At 57.6% G+C, this 21,638-nt stretch carries 16 protein-coding genes; 11 read left to right on the top strand and 5 right to left on the bottom strand.

Features of this window, described 5'->3' with window-relative positions; all coding sequences use genetic code 11:
* The first annotated feature begins 37 nt into the window (after nucleotides 1–37).
* The 5 genes from pdxR (at nucleotide 38) to NG900_RS00480 (ending at nucleotide 6,528) form a co-directional block, all read left to right on the top strand.
* The gene (gene pdxR / locus NG900_RS00500; RefSeq protein ID WP_476655364.1) at nucleotides 38–1,603 is read left to right on the top strand and encodes a MocR-like pyridoxine biosynthesis transcription factor PdxR; all 1,566 of its coding nucleotides are present in this window, start codon (nucleotides 38–40) and stop codon (nucleotides 1,601–1,603) included.
* Nucleotides 1,604–2,273: 670 nt separating this feature from the next.
* Nucleotides 2,274–2,630 carry an MmcQ/YjbR family DNA-binding protein gene (locus tag NG900_RS00495; RefSeq protein WP_252675649.1) on the top strand — a complete coding sequence of 119 codons (357 nt, stop codon included), beginning with the start codon at nucleotides 2,274–2,276 and terminating at the stop codon, nucleotides 2,628–2,630.
* Nucleotides 2,631–3,003: 373 nt separating this feature from the next.
* Nucleotides 3,004–3,297 carry an H-NS histone family protein gene (locus NG900_RS00490; protein WP_252675647.1) on the top strand — a complete coding sequence of 98 codons (294 nt, stop codon included), beginning with the start codon at nucleotides 3,004–3,006 and terminating at the stop codon, nucleotides 3,295–3,297.
* A gap of 219 nt (nucleotides 3,298–3,516) precedes the next feature.
* Entirely contained in the window at nucleotides 3,517–3,825 is a 309-nt protein-coding gene (locus NG900_RS00485; protein WP_420804111.1) for an H-NS histone family protein, read from the top strand.
* Between the two features lie 801 nt (nucleotides 3,826–4,626).
* Complete coding sequence (locus NG900_RS00480) at nucleotides 4,627–6,528, top strand: FUSC family protein (RefSeq protein WP_252675643.1); 1,902 nt, start codon at nucleotides 4,627–4,629, stop codon at nucleotides 6,526–6,528.
* Nucleotides 6,529–6,945: 417 nt separating this feature from the next.
* On the opposite strand, the gene ilvC is transcribed toward NG900_RS00480, so the two are convergent.
* The 4 genes from ilvC to NG900_RS00460 form a co-directional block, all read right to left on the bottom strand.
* Complete coding sequence (gene ilvC, locus NG900_RS00475) at nucleotides 6,946–7,962, bottom strand: ketol-acid reductoisomerase (RefSeq protein WP_252675641.1); 1,017 nt, start codon at nucleotides 7,960–7,962, stop codon at nucleotides 6,946–6,948.
* Between the two features lie 26 nt (nucleotides 7,963–7,988).
* Nucleotides 7,989–8,969: an alpha-ketoacid dehydrogenase subunit beta gene (locus NG900_RS00470; RefSeq protein WP_252675640.1), complete on the bottom strand. Its 981-nt coding sequence runs from the start codon at nucleotides 8,967–8,969 to the stop codon at nucleotides 7,989–7,991.
* Nucleotides 8,960–9,958: a thiamine pyrophosphate-dependent dehydrogenase E1 component subunit alpha gene (locus tag NG900_RS00465; protein ID WP_252675639.1), complete on the bottom strand. Its 999-nt coding sequence runs from the start codon at nucleotides 9,956–9,958 to the stop codon at nucleotides 8,960–8,962. Before NG900_RS00465 ends, NG900_RS00470 begins: the two co-directional genes overlap by 10 nt.
* Before the next feature lie 519 nt (nucleotides 9,959–10,477).
* On the bottom strand, nucleotides 10,478–11,080 hold the full coding sequence (locus NG900_RS00460; protein ID WP_252675638.1) for a type II 3-dehydroquinate dehydratase: 603 nt from the start codon (nucleotides 11,078–11,080) through the stop codon (nucleotides 10,478–10,480).
* Between the two features lie 177 nt (nucleotides 11,081–11,257).
* Here NG900_RS00460 and NG900_RS00455 point away from each other — a divergent pair, with 177 nt between their 5' ends.
* From NG900_RS00455 to NG900_RS00430, 6 genes are all read left to right on the top strand, one after another.
* Nucleotides 11,258–12,049, top strand: coding sequence for an IclR family transcriptional regulator (locus tag NG900_RS00455; protein ID WP_252675637.1), 792 nt, complete (start codon nucleotides 11,258–11,260; stop codon nucleotides 12,047–12,049).
* A 658-nt stretch (nucleotides 12,050–12,707) separates the two neighbouring features.
* The gene (locus NG900_RS00450) at nucleotides 12,708–13,688 is read left to right on the top strand and encodes a CAP domain-containing protein (RefSeq protein ID WP_252675636.1); all 981 of its coding nucleotides are present in this window, start codon (nucleotides 12,708–12,710) and stop codon (nucleotides 13,686–13,688) included.
* Between the two features lie 456 nt (nucleotides 13,689–14,144).
* Entirely contained in the window at nucleotides 14,145–14,444 is a 300-nt protein-coding gene (locus NG900_RS00445; RefSeq protein ID WP_252675635.1) for a hypothetical protein, read from the top strand.
* A gap of 484 nt (nucleotides 14,445–14,928) precedes the next feature.
* On the top strand, nucleotides 14,929–16,419 hold the full coding sequence (locus NG900_RS00440; RefSeq protein WP_252675633.1) for an ATP-binding protein: 1,491 nt from the start codon (nucleotides 14,929–14,931) through the stop codon (nucleotides 16,417–16,419).
* 536 nt (nucleotides 16,420–16,955) lie between these two features.
* Nucleotides 16,956–18,485 (top strand): Fic family protein, encoded by a 1,530-nt coding sequence (locus NG900_RS00435; protein WP_252675631.1) that lies wholly within the window; start codon nucleotides 16,956–16,958, stop codon nucleotides 18,483–18,485.
* A gap of 1,547 nt (nucleotides 18,486–20,032) precedes the next feature.
* Entirely contained in the window at nucleotides 20,033–20,896 is an 864-nt protein-coding gene (locus NG900_RS00430) for a hypothetical protein (RefSeq protein WP_252675630.1), read from the top strand.
* 250 nt (nucleotides 20,897–21,146) lie between these two features.
* Here the strand turns inward: NG900_RS00430 and NG900_RS00425 are convergent, their stop codons facing one another.
* Complete coding sequence (locus NG900_RS00425) at nucleotides 21,147–21,521, bottom strand: PHA-granule associated protein 4 (RefSeq protein ID WP_252675629.1); 375 nt, start codon at nucleotides 21,519–21,521, stop codon at nucleotides 21,147–21,149.
* Between the last annotated feature and the right edge of the window lie 117 nt (nucleotides 21,522–21,638).

Below are 21,638 nucleotides of genomic sequence, written 5' to 3'. Positions count from 1 at the left end.
ATTTGGCGAAAGTTTTGGAGCCAATTTGAAACCCACGATGTTGTCCGATTGGCTAGCTCAGCGCCTTGACCGCCGCAGCGAGCAGCCCCTGTACCGCCAATTGCACCTGCTGTTGCAGCAGGCGATCCTGTCCCGAGAACTGTCGGCGGGCACGCGGTTGCCTCCGTCGCGTCTGTTGGCGAAAGAGCTGCGGATTGCGCGAAACACGGTCACGCAGGTCTACGAACAATTGGTACTGGAAGGCTATGCGGCGTCGACAACAGGTCGAGGCACCTTCGTCGCGGACACGTCGCCTGATGAGATCGTCGGAGCCGTTAATAAGGACTCCGATCGCCTGGAAGAGTCAGAGTCGGCGACTTTGGACGACGACCAAGACGAGGCTGCGGATACCTGGCATCCAGCGTCGCCGACAAAGCAGGTCTTGTCTGCGCGCGGCCAGCGGCTCCTAGCTGGCGTTGGCGTGTCAAAGCACCAGTGGGGTGCGTTCATGCCAGGGGTGCCCGACGTCACACGCTTTCCGGCTCACGCGTGGAACCGCCTGCAAAACAAGTACTGGCGGCGTACCCCACATAATCTATTGACATATGCGCCGGGCGGCGGCCTTCCGTTCCTACGGCATGCGCTGGCAGACTATTTGCGCGCGTCGCGCTCGGTGCATTGCACACCCGAACAGGTTGTAATAACAACCGGAATCCACCAGTCGATCGATCTCGCTGTGCGGCTTCTGTCAGATCCCGGCGACATAATCTGGACCGAGGACCCGTGCTATTGGGGCCTGCGCAGTGTATTGCAGGTGTCCGGCCTCCAACCGCGGCCGATAGCGGTGGACGATGAAGGTATCAATCCATCCGCAGCAGATCTCGCGCAACCGCCGAAGCTTATTCTCGTTACGCCGTCGCACCAGTATCCGCTCGGCATGGTGATGAGCCTTGCACGCCGGCGCGTGCTACTCGAGTACGCGCGCCAGCATGGGTGTTGGGTCATAGAAGACGACTACGACAGCGAGTTCCGTTATGGCAGCCGGCCACTTGCGTCACTGCAGGGGCTCGACACCAATGGACAAGTGATCTACGTCGGCAGTTTCGGCAAGACGCTTTTTCCAGGATTACGTGTGGGGTATATCGTATTACCCGAGCGACTCGCTCAAAGTTTCGCCACCGCTAGCGCAGAGTTGTATCGCGAAGGGCAATTGTTGCAGCAGGCCGTACTCGCTGAATTCATCGCAGAAGGGCATCTGGCATCTCATATCCGGAAGATGCGGACGCTTTACGGGCAGCGCCGCCAGATTCTGCTCGAAGCTGCGGCACGCCGTTATGGCAATGCATTCACCGCTGTTGGTGGTGATGCCGGACTGCACCTCGTGATGAATCTACCACGGGAAGTCGACGACCACGCAGTCGCAGATGCGGCACTCGAACGGAACGTCATTGTGCGCCCGCTGTCCGCTTACTATGCGGATCGGTCGCGCGCGTCGGGCGGCCTACTCCTTGGCTATGCGTGCGTACCGGACGGCGAAATCGCGCCCGCTTTCGATACGCTCGCAGAATCCATTGACGCGACCACGTCAAAATGCAATGTTAGCTACTCCGCTGAAAAAACTTGACCGGGCTGCCTCGGGGCGCGGAAAACCCAACACCAGCTCGATGTCGGTCTAACGTCATCACGCACCCAGCAACAAGGCATCGCGGCCGCAGCGCGCTCCCATGCGTACGACGGTTGACGGTTATGCGCAGCGAATAGGAGCCACCCCACGTGCTCGCTGGCACCGCTTACAACGCCCCTTCACATGTGCAGACGCGGCAAGAAAAAGCCACCTAACTCAACGTTTCCACTTATCAACTTCGCCAACCTCCGAGCACCCTAAGCAACTGCCGGCCACGCAAACCAATCGGGTTCCCTCTCGCTGATGAGGCATTGCATCATCTCAAACTTGAGAGATTTGACTTTGTGGTATGTTTTAGAGACCAATGAGCATCCTTTTTGATGCGTGCACGTATGTCGACACAGACGGACCTTGGCCGACATGGACGTGACCGCCAAGCCAAGTCTTCTCAGATGCAAAACCTCGACTGTGAAGGTTCCTCGTAAGAAGAAAGCAGCGAGAGTCACTACGGCATGGCAATTGAAGCATCGTTTGATCTGAGATAAAGCGGCTTACAGTTTAGTGGCGCATGACTGCAGTCGCTCCTGGAACGGGGGAAGTGTCGCCGTATCGACTATATCGATTTCCCCATTCAATCGTGATGCGAGTACTCTTCAACTCGGAGGCTGAGATGCACGGCAAGTCGATGGTTTTTGATTACATCAAAAAGAAATATCACGTAGTGCCCGACTACCCTTGGGACAGGTATCCGTCATACGCCGTCTTCCGACATTCAGGCGATCAGAAATGGTTCTGCCTGCTGATGAACGTGCCACGATCTAAGCTTGGTCTCGACGGGGAAGGAGTGGTCGATGTTATCGATGTGAAGGCGCGGGTAGAAGTAGTTGGCGCTCTGCGCAAGCGACCTGGTTTTTTGCCTGCCTACCACATGAACAAAGAACACTGGGTCACGGTTGTTCTCGACGGGTCAGTCCCTGAAGATGAGGTATTCGAGGTGATTGACGACAGCTTCGAATTGACCAAATAAGCGTAAGTCGCCCCGCTTGGCGGGGACCGGCCGCGTATTAGCTTTCTGAGCGGAGCAGCAGCTTCGTAGATGGCGCGGCTGGAGTTACACACTGGCTCCTTGTGTGGTCCCACCGTTCATCCGTGATCCCTCGAGTACCAACCTGTGAGATGAGCCGCGCCATAGGAGAGCTAGAGGGCGATAGCTTTGCTCGGACAGACACATGTCAGAAGTGCGCGATCTAGCGCCCATTACGCTTCCGGACCAACGACTTCTAGCCTAAGCGGCCATCCTGAGTGAAATTATGCGTCGTCGAAACTACATCGGCAAACGTTGGAGTGCGGCAACTAGTTTGAGCTAGTATCTAAGCTCCGACTTAGCGAGGACGAAACGAATGCCGACCTACCGCCAACTGGTGGCTCAAAAAGCCGAGTTAGACGGGAAAATTGAAGCAGCCCGCTTGCAAGAGCTGCAAACCGTGATCCTTCAAATTCGCCAAATTATGGAAGAGTACGGGCTGACAGCCGAGGATATCGGCTTGGCGCCGCGATCTGGTCGGTATGTCGGCAAAAAAGCCCCACTTGTCGCAAAGTATCGCGATCCAAAGTCTGGAGCCACTTGGTCGGGCCGAGGACGTGCGCCTGCCTGGATTGCTGGCAAGAACCGAAATCGATTCTTGATTGCGTAGTTGTACCAGGTTGCAGCGAAGCCCCTTACACAAAAGGAATGTTCTGTTTGAAAGGTATGACTCGGTTTCCGCGTGCTGGCATGGATGTATATGGCGGAATCGGAAGCCTAGAATACTCGCGCATGACACCTACTTCCCAGCGGCTGACGCGGCCTGGTGACCATGCTGGGGCGGTCAACCACGGTAGAACCGAACATCATGTCAGACTCGCTTTTCCATATGCACCAACGTGCCACCCCTCCCCCGGCTGCGACCAGTTCCACAGCTATGCTACGTCAGCGCGCTGAGGCCGTTGTGTGGATTCGAACCCAGATGGCGCAATACGGCCTGACTGTGGCGGATTTGATTGCGGCAGGATGTTTCGCTCAAGCCGAAGGCGAACGCGAGCGCGAACTCCCTAGGTTGGCGAAGGCGCGGTATGGCAGTGCCAGCGGGCAAACTTGGGACGGGATAGGCGAAATGCCAGACTGGCTGCGGCGCGCCGTCAATGCCGGACAAAGCATCGAACATTTCCGGTTAGGAACGTGAAGCGAAGCGATATAGCTGATCGCCGCGTGACTAGCTCAGATGGTTCGTATCGTTAACACGTTTCGAACCTCAACCATGCCGACAGCGACTGGCATCCGCTAAAGGCCGGGTTCTCTGCCATTGCGACCAAGTCGAGCCCCTACACCTGCTATCGTGGTTCAGGGCATTCAGCAGGCATCCGGGGCGTATATCGATTCAAATGATGTACCCAATCGATGCTCTGTCTCGCCACCGACTAGACCGGCTCGCCGAACGACCCTTAGCGCTCCACACAGCGAGCGAACCGATTCGAAATTGCAATCGGTCAGCGCCACCCGCCTTTAGCCAACGGATAGAAGCGACTACATGTCAACGGCTACCATGGACATACCAGACCGGGCACCGGTGCGAGGCAGACTGTCCCGCGATTCCGAACCCCGCACCTAAGTAGTGCTGTTTATCGTCGCGAGCACCACAGTAAGCCACTAAAACGACGGCAGGTGCTTGCGTTTCCCGGCTTCTCCCTGTGCCCGCAGATGGCGCCGTGACGGTCATTCGGCTGACTCGATTGCAGCAACGGCATGATCATGTGCACTCCCTTGACCAACGTGGCCGCATCGCCGACTCCCAGGACATGTTGTAACCGACCCTACTGTCGCAACCCCGCGCATGCGAAACCGGGCGGCTAGGACGGAATTCGCATCCAGCGATGGGCGTACTCGCCTACCCGGCCGGTTGCCATTCGCCGGCATCGCACTGGCGGCACCGGGAATAGGAATTGCATAGAGCTAGGGACTACCCTAAATTCTGTCGAGTTGAATATTGAATCCTACGTCATTTGCCGGTCGGCTCTGGAGTCTCAATGGCGCTGTCAGCGATCTTGCTGCCGAGGTGGCACATGATCCGGGCAGAGTTCGACTGTTCAATGCGGTCCGGGCAGTAGTTGCGTCACTGGTCGCCGCCGTCACCCTATATCAGTTCGCCATTCGTTCTGGACATTCCATCGAGCTCGTGGCTCCAGGAGTCCTGATTTCATTCCTGTGGGTCCTACTTGCACGCGAGACCACATTTCGCAGACAAGTCGAAATGCTGCTCGCATCAAGCACAGCAATCGCTGTGACTACGTTCGTGATCCCCCATCTCAACGGCTATCCGTCTTGGTGCGGGGCGATATACCTTTGCCTTGGAATGTTTTTCGGAACGTTGGTCCAAGACTGTGCGCGCAGGGCATTCGGTATAACCATCATGTGGTTCGTCGTGACTTGCGTCGAGCTCTACCTGAGCCCTTCGCTTGCAACGATGCCGTTCCAGATCGCGTCCGTCGCAATTGGCGCTGGGGTGACCTTCACTATTTGCATTCTATTCCTGCCTCACTTACGTACCCGTGTACTGCGAAGCGCCCTGTCCGATTTCCAGTGGAATGCAAACTTCATCCGCCGCAGCGCACTGGACCAGCCATCGCAAGCCAATGCACGAAGAAAAGCCAAGCTGAGGGCCCTTGAACGACTTGGTCGTTCAATAGCGGTTATTGAGAGCGAACTTAGCGGGCACAACTCCGCTCAATCCGATTCTTTCTTTCATGCCTTGTCCCGAGCCCATGCAGTTTGCTGCTACCTGGTCAATATCGAGTCAAAAATCGCGATAGAGACGCTCCATTCTTCCGTACCTGAGAGTGGTCAAAGCACGAAGCTCAACGATAGGCTGTCCACTCGCATCGCTGTGCTTAATGAGTCCCTATCAACACTGCGCACTATTGCTGGGAAGATGGAGATCCGATCAATCGTTCTTTCCCCAAAGAGCCCTCTTTCCATAGATTCGCTCGCTTGGCGGCCAGCGATTCAAGTCACAGCAGCGATCACTACGGCGTTGCTGCTGGCCGAATTGCTTTTACCTAGTCGATGGTACTGGGCTGTCGTTACGGCAAATGCTGTCCTGGCTCGCTCCAACACATCAACGTTCCATAAAAGCTTTCTCCGTCTTGTCGGTACTGTTACAGGTCTGGCAATCGGGTTGCTGGCTGGCTGGCTAATCGGCGGAAATTTGGTATTGGCATACGCCACAATATTCGCGGTAATTTTTGCACTGCATTTCTGCCTTCCTGCCAACTACGGAATCGGGATATTTTTTGCAACAATTTTTGTTGGTCTGCTGTACGCCTCGCTCGGGTTCTCTGAGATTCAAATTCTTTTCACTCGCCTAGAGGAAACCACGATTGGCGTTTTGGCCGCACTACTTGTCGCGACAGCGGTATTTCCAGCGCGGGCAATAAGCGAGGCATCTTCGGCTGAGCGCGCTGTCCTCATCGCCTTGAAGGGTGTTGTAGACACACTCGCTGCTGGTGCTACCCAAAGACTTTCCGATACATACCAACGATTTCGAACTCTTGATCGAAGGATGAGCGAGGCAAAGCTAGCACTACGGCCAGTCATGACTTTAGAAAGGTTGATCGACAAACACGCTACCCATGAGCGATGGTGTCACTTGGAAGAATGTCGGTCGTGGCTGAAGATCGTACTTCACGATCTGGATTTAAATTCTTCAAAATCGCTAACAACCATGGTTGACTTGCAACCGCTGGCGGTTATGCTCGAAGGCATGGTAGGTGGTGAATATGTGTTGACCGATGAACGGAAGCAGGTATTCATACAACACGACACTGAAGAGGATGCTGCAATAAAGGCAACGACCGCGCTCAATCGGTACTGGGCGGCAAAACACCGGTAGACACTTCCGCCATATGGACATAGGTCTCCTCCTTCACCCGAAATGTCGCGATGTCATTGAGGCCTGCGTTGCCATGACCGCCGTAGACCAGAAAGGAAGCAACTGCCCCGTCGTTGGACAGTCGCTTCGGTTGTCATCCACTGCCTCGCAACACTCTAACTCCAGGTTTTCAACTACCGCACCAAACGGCCCTGTCGTCGCCTTCTATGGCCATATGGGCGCAGTGCGCCTTCCAAACTGTCTGGCTAGCTGCGGTCTGGAGTAGCGCCCCTTCCACTGCAATCGGAACCCCATTTCAAATGGATGCGAGAGATCTGCACCTGCTTTCCTTCATGAGGCCATAAGGTCTTGCTCACAAGTCACGAAAGTCGGACCGGATCGCAATCACAGGCGGGAGACCGGCAACCGTGCGGCCCCTCAGTTGCGGCTCTTGTCGACCAATTTATTGGCCTTAATCCAGGGCATCATCGCACGCAGTTTCTCGCCCACCACCTCGATCTGGTGCTCAGCGGTCAAGCGACGGCGGCTAATCAGTGTGGGCGCGCCTCCGATGTTCTCCAGCACGAAGCTCTTGGCATACTCACCTGTCTGGATATCCTTGAGCACCGCCTTCATGGTGGCCTTGGTCTCGTCGGTCACTATGCGCGGGCCAGTGACGTACTCGCCGTATTCGGCGTTGTTCGAGATCGAGTAGTTCATGTTAGCGATGCCGCCTTCATAGATCAGATCGACGATGAGCTTCAGCTCGTGCAAGCATTCGAAGTACGCCATTTCCGGAGCGTAGCCGGCTTCCACCAGCGTCTCGAAGCCAGCCTTGATTAGCTCGACAGTACCTCCGCACAGCACAGCCTGCTCACCGAAAAGGTCCGTCTCGGTCTCTTCGCTGAAGGTGGTCTCGATGATGCCAGCCTTGCCGCCGCCGTTCGCGATGGCATACGACAAGGCCAAGTCGCGGGCCTTACCACTCTTGTCCTGATACACGGCGACCAAGTGGGGCACGCCACCACCCTGAGTGTAGGTACTGCGCACGGTATGACCGGGAGCCTTGGGGGCGACCATCCACACATCCAAGTCGGCGCGCGGCTGCACGAAACCGTAGTGCACGTTGAAGCCATGGGCGAAGACCAGCGAAGCACCTTCCTTGATGTTGGGGGCTACGTCGTTCTTGTAAACATTGGCGATCTGCTCGTCGGGCAGCAGGATCATAACGACGTCCGCCTGCTTCACGGCATTAGCGACCTCGGCCACCTTCAGGCCGGCCCTCTCAACCTTGGGCCAGGAAGCTCCGCCCTTACGCAAGCCGACCACGACGTTCACGCCGCTGTCGCTTAAGTTCTGCGCATGCGCGTGACCTTGCGAGCCGTAGCCGATGATTGCTACGCTCTTGCCCTTGATCAGGCTAAGATCGCCGTCCTTGTCGTAAAAAACTTTCATAGAATCCTCTGGGATAGTTACTGGGCTCACGCCACAGCGTTGTGTTGATCGAATAAGGCGAGCGCGGCACGGACCGCATCCTCCGGTCGGATGCGAGAAACAGCTTCGAGGGACTGTGCGTAGCCGACCGGAATGCGCGGAGCGCCCAGCCGAGAAACGCGGCATCCCGTAACCTGCGCAGCTGTCGCCGCCACTTCCGCGCCAAAGCCGGCGACCTGCACAGATTCATGGACGACTAACAAGTTCTTCGTGCGCGCGCAATCAGCCAACACCGTCTCGCGATCCCACGGCCAAATTGAACGCAAGTCGATAACGCTTGCAGAGATGCCCTCAAGAGCTAGAGCGGTAGCCGCCTGCTCGGCAACACGCACTGCGGCTGACCAGGAAACAATGGTCAAGTCGCAACCTTGGCGCAGCACGCGCGCGCGGCCGGGCTCTAGCATTGACGCGGTATCCACTGGACCGCTCACAGCCCACAGTTCCTTGTGTTCCATGTACACGACAGGATCCTCGCCCCGCAGCGCATCCGCAAGCATCGTGTAGCTATCCTGCGGTGTTGCGGGACACATCACGGTCACACCAGGCAGATGTGCGAACCATGCCTCCAGGCTTTGTGAGTGTTGGGCAGCGGAGCTGCTCCAATGTCCAATGGGCATTCGAAGAACGGCTGGAACGCGTCCTTGGCCGCCAAACATGAAACGGTTCTTGGCGGCCTGGTTAACGATCTCGTCCATCGCGCACAGTGCAAAGTCGATGACACGCAATTCCACGACAGGCCGCAAGCCGATTAGTGCCATTCCGACACCTACACCGGCGATTGCGCTTTCGGAGATAGGCGTATCGATTACGCGCTCAGGTCCAAACTCGGCCTGAATGCCCTTGTACTGCTGAAAAATCCCTCCCCGCCCGACATCCTCGCCAACAACGACGACGCTCGGGTCGCGCGCCATTGCCTCGCGAAGCGCCTGCTGGGCAGCTTCCGCGCACGTCATCGTCTTCAGTACCATGTACCTTCTCCCAACGTCTGAACTTCTGCAAAGGCTTCGATGGGCTGTGGCATGGGCGAGGCTTCCGCAAAGGCAAGCGCCTCTTGCAACTCTTGCGACACCTCCGCGTCGACGCAATCGATCTGAGCCTGCGATGCCCCCCTCTCGAGCAGTCGTTTCCGCGCACGCTGCATCGGCTCCTCTTTCGTCGCGATCTCGATGTCGACCGGGTCGCGGTAGGTTTGCTTGTCAGAGGACAGATGACCGCGCATTCGCCGCGTGAGAGCGTGCATCAACCGCGGCCCCTCCCCCCCTCGGATCTCGCGGACCAAACGCTGCGCCAACTCGGAGACTGCTTCAACGTCGTTGCCGTCTACACTTTCAGCTGGCACCCCTAAAGCCACCGAGCGAGCGACGACACCGGCACCCGCAGTGAGTTCGCCTGTGCTGCTCGTCGACGACCAGCGGTTGTCCTCGCATACGAACAGCACCGGCAACTTGTACAGACACGCCCAGTTGAGCGCTTCCAAAAATGGGCCACGATTTACCGCACCGTCACCAAAAAAGCAGGTCACGATGTTCCGCTTCCGTTGAAGCTTCAGAGCCTGGGCAGCTCCACAGGCGATAGCCATGCCGGCTCCGACGATCCCGTTTGCGCCTAGCATGCCGACAGAAAAGTCCGCAATATGCATCGAGCCGCCTTTGCCGGAGTTAGTCCCGTCACGACGGCCGAACACTTCAGCCATCATCCTGCGCATGTCCGCACCCTTTGCCAGCGTGTGGCCATGGCCTCGATGGCTGCTGGTCAGAAGATCATTCCGTTCGAGGTGGGCACAAACACCGGCGGCTACGCCCTCCTGCCCAATGGATACATGCAACGGTCCACGGACCTTCGCGCGTTCGTCGATCAGCTGGCCAAGGACGGCCACGCCTCCAATGCTAAGTTCTTCCGCAGCGAGCTCGAACGCGCGAATGCGCGCCATGCTGCGGTACAGGGAAAGTAGTTCCATAAGGTGGGGTGAATAAAAGGCGCGAAATACCTGGCCGACGTCAGAGCGCCATTCGTCCGATAGGACGGTAGCGAAGACGAAGACTGGGCCCCACCGGGCACAGCAGACGTTTCATCGGCATCTGGTCCAATATGTACAACGGACGCCGATCATCTCACTCTAATTAGGGGAAAAAACGGGGAAAACGGCTACTAGAATCACAAATCGGTCCATAAAATGAACCAAAGATATAGGGAAAACCCGTCCAGAACGCTGACGAGCTGCCGCCACGCTTGCGCTGCATTACGGCCGAAGCAAATCGAACACAGTCATCTCCGGAAAGTGCAGAAGGCAATGGGCTTCATGCCATCGCTGAAATCCGGACGGCCGCAAACCGCCCAACAATGGCCAGTTGGTCGACCGCCAGGATTTCGCTGCGTCGTTTGCCGCCCACTCACCACGGGCCTGGTACTGCACCTCGACGGCGCTTCGTCCCGTTGCGGCATGCCCCCACGTTATCGGTGTGCGCCACGAAGCCAGTCACGATTTTCCGGAAGGCCCCATCCGCGCCGCTAAACCCATCAGCGCGAGCTGGTAGCTTCGAATGCCAAAACCTGTGACTGCACCGCTGCAACTGCTGGCAAAGGGCGACGAAATGCCACGTGCTGCGGGGTTGCTTATATGAACCTCGATGCAGGCACACGCCAAGGCTTCAATAGCCGAAATGATCCTAGGCGCGCCGGATAGGTATCCCCCCGGATTGATGATGACCGCATCGATCATCGAATCACCTATTTGTGTCAGCCTGTCCGCTACGACCTTCTCATCATTCGAATGAAAGAACGTAACCCTTAGACCCGCGTCTCGCGCATATTCACGAATTGCCTCCTCGTATTCGCCTAGGCGCATAGATCCAAAGGTCTCTATAGCCTCCAAGCCCCGCTTTTCCATTCCGGCACCATGAACTACGAGAACGTTCTCTACCGGCTTGCCCACTCTCACCCTCCTAAACCGATGTTTTTCCTGACTCACCATTAGCGCCCCACAGAACAACGGTGTGAGCACCGCGTACTTCGACCAACCCGCTTCATTGATGCTGTGGGCAAGCTTTCCTGCGATCCGTGACTCGAAACGTATCGACAATCTACTCACAACGCGGCGAAGATCCGGCGGACATACTTGACGACGGCCCCCCCAGCTAGTCCACTATTTGGAGGCAAACGGAATTTAGAGCATCAGGCTCGGCGCACCTAGCCTGCGGATGCGATACTGTGCTTTTATTGGTCCAATATGCGAACCTCCCATCAAGGATTCCCGCTCATGCCGCCTCGCGCCGAATTGATCACTGAAACAGCAGGAGCTCAGACGCTGCGAAGGGGACTGGGCATCTTGAAATTGCTTGCGCGTTACCAACCGGGGGGGCTTGGAGTCAGCGACATTGCCCGAAAACTAGAATTGAATAAAGCAACCGCTGTCAGACTAACCCGCACGCTGATGGACGAGCAGTTTGTCGCCCAGGACGCTGTAACTCGTCGATATCAACTGGGCCCAGAGTCGTTTGCGATCGGGCTAGCCGCCGAGCCCAACTACGCTCTGCAGCGCATTGCGGCGCCAGCGCTGCGCGCACTGGCCCTAGAGACCGGCGACTGGTTGTTCTTCACTGTGAGACACGAGTTGGAAGCCATCTGCCTTTCCAGGGAAAGTGGCGACATCCCCTATCCGGCCGCCTCGCTACAGGTCGGCGATCGGCACCCTCTTGGACTCGGGGCAGGTGGCCTTGCGATCCTTGCCGCCATGCCGGATGAAGAAGCTGAAAGAATCCTGAAGATCAACATTCCAGAGATTGGTAGGCGGTATCCGCAGATGACGGAAGAGGCGCTTAGGAAACTCATTGCTGAAACGCGCGAACAAGGGTATGCCGTCATACCTGGCACCCTCGCGCCAGGCTTCTGGGGCATTGGCGTGCCAGTTCTGCGCGATGGCCAGCCTGTCGCGGCTATTGTCTTGAATGCCAGCGCAGTACGACTGAGCGCTGCACGGCAAGCTGTCATCGCCGCCAGACTTCAGAAGGTTAGCCGCGATTTGATGTTGGCCCCCAGCAAGGAAAGCTAAGGCACATTCGGCGAACTAACATCGCCAATGTGTTGCGACGAACTTAATGTGTCATAAGAAAATTCGGGCAGTGCGTCTGCTGACCAGTCGGGCGGCCACTAACGAATCGAGTCGGGGACATTCTTGGACCCTAATGACCTCCCTGCGAAGCGTATCGCACGATCCTCGTCAGTGGAGCGCCGTTCGTTGACCGACGCAGAGCCACAGTGTTCTCACCCTCCACCAAATGGCCCACTGATTAATGAGGCCTGCATCGGCCGCATCATCAAGGCTGTGATCAAGGCCATCGACTTCGAGGCGAAGGATATGAGTCCGCGCATTCTTCGCCGGACCGCTCTCCGCTGACTTCTGATCTTCAACGTGTCCTTTAGCGCTATGAGTCAATTGCTCGGATTGGTCGGCGTCCGCACCACCGATCACATTGCAGCACTGCTCGATACAGTGCAAACGTAGCGCACCGTTGTGCGATGCGCCCCCTTTACCAAGAGCGCAACCCTGTTCACGTGCTAAGGCCCTGAGAATTCTCACTCGCCTGTTACGCAAAGACAGGGGCGTCAGCATCAACAACGGATGCCGACTTGACTTCGAAAATTGATCGGTAGCCTGGAATCGTGTGATCGATGTTCGATCACCGATGTTCAACTACCGGAGAAAACAATTGGTCAAGAAGATCGCTCTGTTGGCGGTGGCTGTCACTTCCGCACTCCATCTATCGGGCTGCGGCGGTGACGACGGCGCCTCTAACTCAACGGCCGGGTCCACATCGGGAGGTACAACAACCCCGCCGACGCAAAGCATTCCTGGCACAGTAACAACGCTGCAATACCAAACAGGGAGCGCGGAGCTGGCCGCATTCGCAATGCTCAATCAGTACCGTTCCCAGTGCGGCTTTCCAATGCTTCAGGAAAACACAGTTCTCGACCGGGCAGCCCAGGCGCATGCCACGTACGAGGGTCTAAACAGCATCATCACCGACACCGAGGTACCGGGCCATCTAGGATTCACGGGGATCACGGGCGCCGATACCGCGGCAACCTTCGGCTGGCCCTCGGGGGTATACACGGGGCGCGGTGATGCCGGCTACTACAGTGCGTCGATCGTGACGGCCAGCCAGTTCGGTCAGAAATTCGTTGCTGCGTGGGCGAGCGGCGTGTACCACATAGCTATCGTTACTAGCTTGGCCAACCTGATCGGATTGGGCGAATACGAAACCAACTACAACAGCTATCCTGTGGGTTCGGGTACCGTGCAGCTCGGCCAAGCCGCAACGTACACACTGAGCAACGCCCCACTCACGTTCCCATGTCAAGGCGTATCGGGTATTGCCTACCAAGGACGAGGCGAGACCCCGACTCCGCCAAACACTAGTGGATCGTGGGGATCCCCGGTATCCGTCACCGGTAATCTCAACGATACGGTAACCCTGACCAGCGCCATCTACACGGGCCCACTTGGTAACGCCATCCCCGTGCAAATCCTCAACGCGTCAACCGATCCGAACAAGCTGTTGGCCAAATATCAAGCCGTCGCCTACCCGACACAGCCCCTGCAGCCGAATACGCAGTACTCCGTGGTGCTGAACGGGACCGTCAACGGGACGGTGTTCTCACGCAATTTCACCTTCACGACTGGCAGCTGAGCACGCCATATCGGTTCCACCAAGGGCCGCTTATGGCCCTTCTTCTTCCGCAGTCGCCCCATCAATGCGTGGAACGCTTTGGCCTAACTTCAGGCGTTTATGGGCAACGATTCCTGCTGAGGCGAACGCCTCATCGTCACGTGGATCTCGGATCCCGTCACTCGCGCATCAACTTGCTTAGCGAAAGCCGTGTGAGAGCCTGGTGCTGTCACCTGAGTGAATCGCACGGTGAACAAACCTACGCCGCTAAGCCAACTGCTCAACTTCGACCGAAGGAGAAAGACATTGGACCGCTCCCCACTCTGGCAAACGTTCGTGATCGAGTGTCGCGATTTCGTTCTTGACTGCCTACAACCTCTGATCCGGCTTATCCGCTGGGTTCGTTCCCGTCGCCAATGAGTCCGCGGCTCATGCACGAGGGCTTCGCCTCTTTGTTGAATCTTTGATGGAATCGTCATGCAAGTTCACCGCTTTCTCTTTGCCGCCAACAGCCGCGAGGTCATCCGTGTCACACAAGGAAACGTGGCGCTGCTGATTCCCACCGAAGTCCCGCCACAGGCGATTGAGCAATTTCACCGCCGACTGCGAGATCAGTTCGCGCGCCCGCTTGCCTGGAAGCGCCGCGTTGCACGCGAGACGCTGCGGTGCAGAGCAAAGCAGTTCCATGGTCTGGTCCGAATCAAGCGTCGACCGAAAGTCCGTGGAGCGCTTGATGCGCGGGTGGTCTCCAGCACGAACGCGTCCGCCACGATTTGACGATACCAGCGCCTTGACTTGCGGCGGGCGAGCTACGCGAGAGACTGAATCGCGGCGGGCGAAAGACACGATGCTCCTCCCCTTCCACGCATCCACACGCGGAAACACGATGACCCTCACGACCACAATCCGGAACTTGCTTGCCCCGAGTCGCAAAACACAGAAGCTCACTGTCGATGGTTCTCTGGTCCGAATCCCGCTCGAGATGAAGCTTGCGCGCCCCAAAGCCAGTGTTACGGCACCGGAACCGCTCCCCCAACTGCTTCAGGTCTCCACCCCTCTCCAGACAATCACTCCGGCTGCGCCGTCGAGCTCTGCTCCTCAGTCATGCCTGCCAGAACCATATGCTCCGGCCATCCATGCGAGCCGCCCTGCAACTGCGCCTGCCACCAAGCCAAGACAAACAGTTTGGCAAGCGCAACCAAAACACGATTTCAGTGATTGCGTGCGCCATCCACGACTGACCTTCCGGGACGTAATTGGTATGGCTGACACCAAGGAACGCCTCTGGAGGTGTGCGGCCGACATTCTCACAGCCCACTCAGGAAGCGACGATGTGCGCAACGGCATCCTCCTATTCGGCGAACCCGGTAACGGCAAGACTCGGTTCGCTGAGGCGCTGGCCGGCCAATTCAATCTGCCCTTCCTCTCGATCGCATTCGGCGACACTGCCTCGAAATGGATCAACGAGACGCCAGAAAAGATGAAGGCTGTCTTTGATACCGCACGTCGTGTCGGCCGCTGTGTTTTGTTCGTCGACGAAATCGATTCGTTCCTCAAGCCACGGGATGGATCCGCACAACTGCACTCCATGGACCGGGACATAATCAACACAGTGCTCAAGGAAATCGTCGATCTGCGCGGATGGCCGATCGTTCTCATTGCCGCTACGAATTACCTTGAGCAACTCGACCCCGCCGGCATCCGGGAGGGACGATTCGATTTCAAAATCGAAGTCCCTCCCCCCGATTTGAAGGCCCGTATCTCGCTGATCGCCTTGCCGATAGTTAAGCACTTGGGACCCGGGGCGGTCCGTCGCGACACTGTTGAGGCGCTGGCCGCGCGCTGGGAGGGATTCAGCGCGAGTCGATTGACGGCGGTCGGCAAACAACTTGCGGAGCTGCATCGCTCTGGCAGGTTCCATGGGCCGGTAACTTTTGATATTGCGATGAAGGCCATGCGCCTGATTCAGGGGCGGCGCGGCAGGCTACCGGAAGACGTCAAAGCCGTCGACGAAATCATCATGCCAGCGAGTTCTCGACACATGCTGCGCGACCTCGCATACCGGATGCGTGAGGTCGACCGGCTGGAGAACATTGGCGGCCGGCTTCCGCGGGGCCTGCTCTTTTACGGGCCGCCGGGCACCGGCAAAACACAGGCGGCCATGGCGCTGGCCAAGGCGGCTGATTACGCTTTTCTCCCCATCGCTGGCGCCGACATCATCGCGCGGCCCTGCAAGTGGGAGCGCTTGGTGCAAGAAGCCCACGACATCCGGCCGGTCGTAGTGTTCATTGACGAGGCGGACGACATCCTTGCCAATCGGCGATATTCAAACGTTGCTGCGCTGACCAACAAGATTCTCACCAGCCTCGACGGCGCTCGCGGGCGCATCCGCGACGTGATCTATGTTGCGGCAACAAACCACTATGACCAACTCGACCCTGCCGCCCTGCGTGCAGGCCGGTTCGGCGATAAGGTGCACTTTGATGTGCCGGAGCGCGCGGACCTTGTACGGTACGTCAGCAAACAACTCCGGCAAGCTGCCAAAGGCCGCTATGACCTAAAGAAAGGCGCCATTGCCCGATGCATCAAGTTGCTGGCCGGTCGCTCAATTGCGGACGTGGACGGCCTCATCAGTGAGGCCGTCAATCGTGCCGCTGTTCGGGCGCTCCGATCCGGAGTCGCAGAAATTCGAGCGGCCGATGTCGTTGCAGCTGCGCAAACTGCGTTCGGAGGCCTCCATACGAGTCGCTGAACGGTGCCGCCGCACGTGAAATTGCCGCGCCGACCGCGATTCAAATCCGCGCCCTGTTGGGCGACGCGACACGGTCGCAGTGTCCGGCGGGCACGCAAGTACAAACAAAGGGGATCGTCGGGAATTTTATGGAGAGGATATTGACACGGAGGCGCGATCAAATCCCGCTGTGCAACTGAAGGCCTCGTCGCGGATTTTGGGGCGGTCCTGGAGCAAAAATGCTGTGCTCAACCACCCTTACTCTTGAACAGCCATTCGGGCATTCAGCTTTCATAACTGACAACGAAAAGCGCCTTGTCCCCGGGAGTGCCCGTCTAGTCGTACTTAACCGCGACTTGTAGTGCCCGGTACCGTCACACAAAACGTAGTTAACGTGTATGGACCTTCCCCACAAAAAAAGAGTGCTCCACTCCACCCCTCGTCGGACAACGCCTCGCCCAGGTTGTCCAGTGTAGATATTTTCTGTAGATTGAGCTGTGGAATAGATATTTTATAAATTCAGTAGACGTTTTGTCCGTCGAACGGGCCAGCTATAGATGATTGGAACAGCACATCGCACCTACCTTGGCTATGAAGCGCTCGTCAGGCGCTATGGGCTTCGCGTGCCACCACTGCGCTGTGTGTACTCAGCCGTAGAACGGGCCATCGAAACGCGGTCAGTCAGTCCGGAAGGTGACGAGTTCATTGAGTTGCCGCTCGCGCGCATTCAGGACACAGATTCTCTTGTTGGTCAGCTGACATTCGCGCTCAAGCGTGAGCGCCTCAACCTGACGGTGCTCGGAGCGCTATGTGAGCACCAGGAAGTACTCGACACCATTCAGGTTTGGCTGGCAGATAAGCCTTCGTCGAAGTATGCGCGGATCGCGGCCCACCTCGCTGAGTGGCTTACGGGGTGCACGTTCGAATATCGGCTGCCCCCAGGTGCGCCGCGCGTGCCGCTGCTCAACCCGGACGAATATGTGATCGGCCCGGGCCGATCGGACACGAAATTCGGCGTCATCAACAACCTCATCGGCGAGACGTGGTTCTGTCCGCTAATTCGCCGCACGCCTCGACTCAACGCCCTGCTGGCTGAAGGCCTCGCCGGCAAGGTCACCGACGCCGTGAATGCGATCGAGCCGGAAATGCTATCGCGCGCGGTGGACTACCTGTACCTCTCGGAAACACAGTCTACATACACCATCGAGGACGAGATTCCGGACAACAATCGCGCGGCCCGTTTCCGGCGCTTGCTTGAACAGGCTGGGGAGCCGGGCGAGCTCACCGAGCAACAACTGTGCGATTGGCAGAACCAAATCGTCAGTCCGTTGATGGCCGAGCAACAATTCCGTGACTCTCAAAACTGGCTTTCCCGGCCTGGTCGACTACGCAACGTAGCCGACTACATTCCGCCACCACCCGCCTTGGTGGAGGGGATGATGCGAGGTATCGCGCAAGTGGCCAACCTCGCGACCGAGGGTTTTGACGCGGTACTGGCGGCGTCCTGTGCCTCGTTTGGCTTCGTTTTCGTCCACCCGTTCCTGGATGGCAACGGGCGACTGCATCGATTCCTGCTACACCACATCCTGCGGCAAGCCGGGTTCACGCCGGCGGGCGTAGTCCTACCGTTATCGGCACGCATGCTCAAACAGCTTGAGCGCTATTCCGCTCTGCTCAAGACCTACTCCCGCCCCCGGACTGACGTCCTTGAGTATGCGCTTGATGCCGAGAGCGGCACCATCCACGTGCGCACCCCGCAACCTAAGTGGCTCTACGCGTACTTTGACGCCACCGATATCTGCGAATTTATCCTCGAATGCTGCAAGGCCTGCGTCGAGGAGGACCTGCAGACGGAGGTCGAGTACCTACGCGCACACGACGCCACAGTGCGCGACCTCGAGAGCTGGCTCGATATGCGTCAATCAGCGCTCAACACACTCATTGACGTCATCGTGCAGGGCAATGGCGTGCTGTCCAAGAACAAGCGGAGGCTGGTGGAACGACTCACATCCGATGAGATTGCACGCATCGAGGCGACCGTGAATGAGCACTTCGCCGAATACATCGACGGACGCGCACGAGCCTGAGCCGGCGTAGACACCTCCCCTTGCAAACCACAAAAAAGTAGAGTTTTTTGTGAGTCTGTAGACGAAGGTTGGCCATCATTGCGTCTTTGTAGATAGCCCGCATCCCTGACGCGGATCGATGCCTATCACTCGGCGCGCTTGCCACTCACGCCTATGCCTATGCCTGTGCCTGTGCCTGTATGCCCATCTCGCCATGAACACTGGCGCCATCTACTGGTGCGCCCCGAGCCGGCTGCCCGGTACATCTGCTAGTGGTTCTGGCCCTGGAGTGGGCGTCCTTGAAAACGTGCGATTGCGTGAGTGGCTCCAGCACCACTGGTACAACAACACCCAACGCCCCACGCCTTACGGTTAGTGGGTTGCCTCGTCCGTAGACTGGCGCCGGCCCATAACGCGGGACCATTCGACGCGCTCCCTCCAGCCTCCATAGCCGGGGGTTCTCAGATAGCGCGCTTATCTGTTGTGCTTGAAGTCCTGCCTTAGCAGGCGGAGCCCTCTATGACCCGTCACCTACGCGACGCCAGTCATAGCCCGTCCGAAGACGGCAAAAGCCTCTTTTGCGATGGTCAGAAAGCCCGTTCGAACTTTCGTGATGTGTTGGCGAATAACTTTGGAATCACCCGCGCAGCCGCACTAGGATTGGCGTTTGCCTCCCCTCAGTGTTCCAATGTGTTTCCGTCCGCCGTATCCGTAAAAAAACGCGCGTGCGCGCGTTGGACTACGGGAAAGATGCAAAGAGGGTGTGCGACGCCTCTTTGATTGAATGCTGTCTCGATGCGAGTCGAGGTCCAGCTCATGCCACTTGGGTGGCTCCTTAAACCGTATCGCCTGCAAGGTGCAGACGATGGCCAAGTAAAGCACGACATCACATACAGCCGCAAGAGGAGCACCTCAATTTCTTGAGCGTCGGCACGTCAAATACCGCAATGCACTTCACTCACATCATCAAGGACCGCCTGCGTCGAACAACGTCAAAGATTCCAGAGCTAATACGCGCTCGTCCCTAAGAGGTAGGCGTCGCATTGTTGCGCCCGAAAAAACGACGACTCATTGAATCGAGATCCCCATCCGCCAACTTTGACTATGTTGTCATTGAGTTGACGTTCCGCTTCTATTCCGTTGCGCGCCTTCGGTTACGTTGTCGTTGCGTAGCCATTGCGGCGACTCCGCTTTTGGCTATGTTGACGTTCCGTTGTCAATGCACTGACGCCGCATAAGGGACCGGTCAACCCCACCGTTTGTGCACCTCGGAACAATTGGCCGTACCGAGGATGCCGCCTTCATGGCTCCAAAGAGTCGCCTTTGGTTGTGTTTTCATCACAGTGACGCTCCGAATCCTTCCAGTTTCCAAACTTTGGTTACGTTGTCAGTAAGGTGACATTACGCTGTCATTAACCGGTCAATAGCACCTCGTTCCTTGGAATATCACTGCGCGCGCTTCAATATTCCCCGCCGTCCCAGCCCAAATCTTGTTGAACAATCGACGCGCAACACACCTATCAACCTGACCAACTGTTCGACAGCCGCTAGACTGAAGGAGCCCTCGAATGGACAGCAGCACGGATCTGTACCAAGTCCTCGCTTTCCTGCCCGACAACGCGCGTCGCTGCAAGCTATCCCCCTTCGCGCGAACCATTACCGAACTCCGACAAGCTGGCGCGAGTTTTGGGCTGATCGTCGACCACCTAAAACAGCAAGCCGGACTGGAAGTGTCCCGTCAGGCGGTGGCCAAATATTACAAACGGATCGAGGCGACGCGCGGGCGTGTGACACCCCCCCTCCCGCCAGTCCGCTCTCTCAGTGATTTGCCCCAAACCTTCGACTCGCATCCAAGCCAGTCCCTCAGCACGCTGCTAGGAGGCTTGACGCAAGTTATTGTGGAGCTCCGTCGCGGTAGGGCTAGCTTCGGAATGATTGCTGATCACCTGAACCAACACTTCGGTATATCCATCACGCCGGAAAATCTCGCTTGGCACTTTTCCAGGCTGGACGTGCCCGCGCCGCAATCTGAAGGACAGCCGCCCGCGCTCACGGCCAGCGTCACTCCTCAAACTGAAGTGGTGTCCACCACTCATACTGGAAATCGAGTTGGCCATGCATTCGCCGACGGAACTGAGACGGAAGCTCCAAGCACCGCATCAGATACCGTCTTAGCGTTCACTGGTGAGGCAGCGCTCGGCCAGCGATGCGAATCGGATCGGCCGGCCGGCACTGGTAGCTGGTTCTCCAGGTTGTCCCCCAAGCCCCATGTTTCTCAATCCGAGACGCCTCCTTCTGCAGCACCGGCATCCGGTGCGGGCCGAGACCAGCAAGACAGCGCGCAACGCTGGGGGAAGAAGTACGACCTGCAATCAGCCGAACATCAGGAAGCCCTAGCGCGCTTTCGGGAAAAGCGCGACCGATACCAATAGGAGGGTGCCAACCAGGCTGCCGGCCGCTCCAGCTCGGCCAGTTCCCATCCTAAGGGGAACTCTTCGAGCGATTCCACTCTCCTGCGGAGAGAGCGAAACGCTCCTAAGGTATTGATTTCCTTAGGAGGTAGCGGAAATTTTGCCCGAAATTGCGATCCATCCGTGCAACTTCAGTCCCTCTAGCCGACTCATCGTGTCGACTTGCGTGTGGTGGGAACAAACACAGCAAGACAATACACTCGCGCTGCCCTTATCGATCCCAACGGGCATCGGCATCCTGCATCAGATAGCCCGAGAGAATGTAGTCCCCCAATGTCGCGGCCTTGGCCTCGAGTCTATCCAGCTCTCCTGCCGGCAACGCATCAAGATCGAATTGGCAGTAGAGGTTCCGCTGCCGAAACGTCAGCTTGGGGCGTGAAAGTCCAGCATTCAACGCGTCCAGCGACTGGACGGCGACGTGCTCCTGGCTGCGAAACTTCACGCGAATCCCTGCTTTCTGGCCTAAGCGCCCCAGTTCGACGGCATCCTGCCAGCCGGCTTCGTAATCCAACTCCACCACTGCGACTTCGTTCGTGTTCAGCAGCCGCAGCGCCTCCTCACGTGTACCAGCGCGCGCCGTAGTCATTCGTTCCCCTGTCTGATTCGCGAGCGCATACGAGCCGCGTATAGCGCCGACCTCATTGTAGCGAGCGGCGCTCCCTAATCGGCCTGCCCTTCTGGCGCGAAGGCAAATGTGTTCTCG

It is taken from the genome of Ralstonia soli (assembly GCF_023955655.1).
Taxonomy (GTDB): Bacteria; Pseudomonadota; Gammaproteobacteria; order Burkholderiales; family Burkholderiaceae; genus Ralstonia; species Ralstonia soli.
This window is presented reverse-complemented; position numbering and strand designations above follow the sequence as displayed.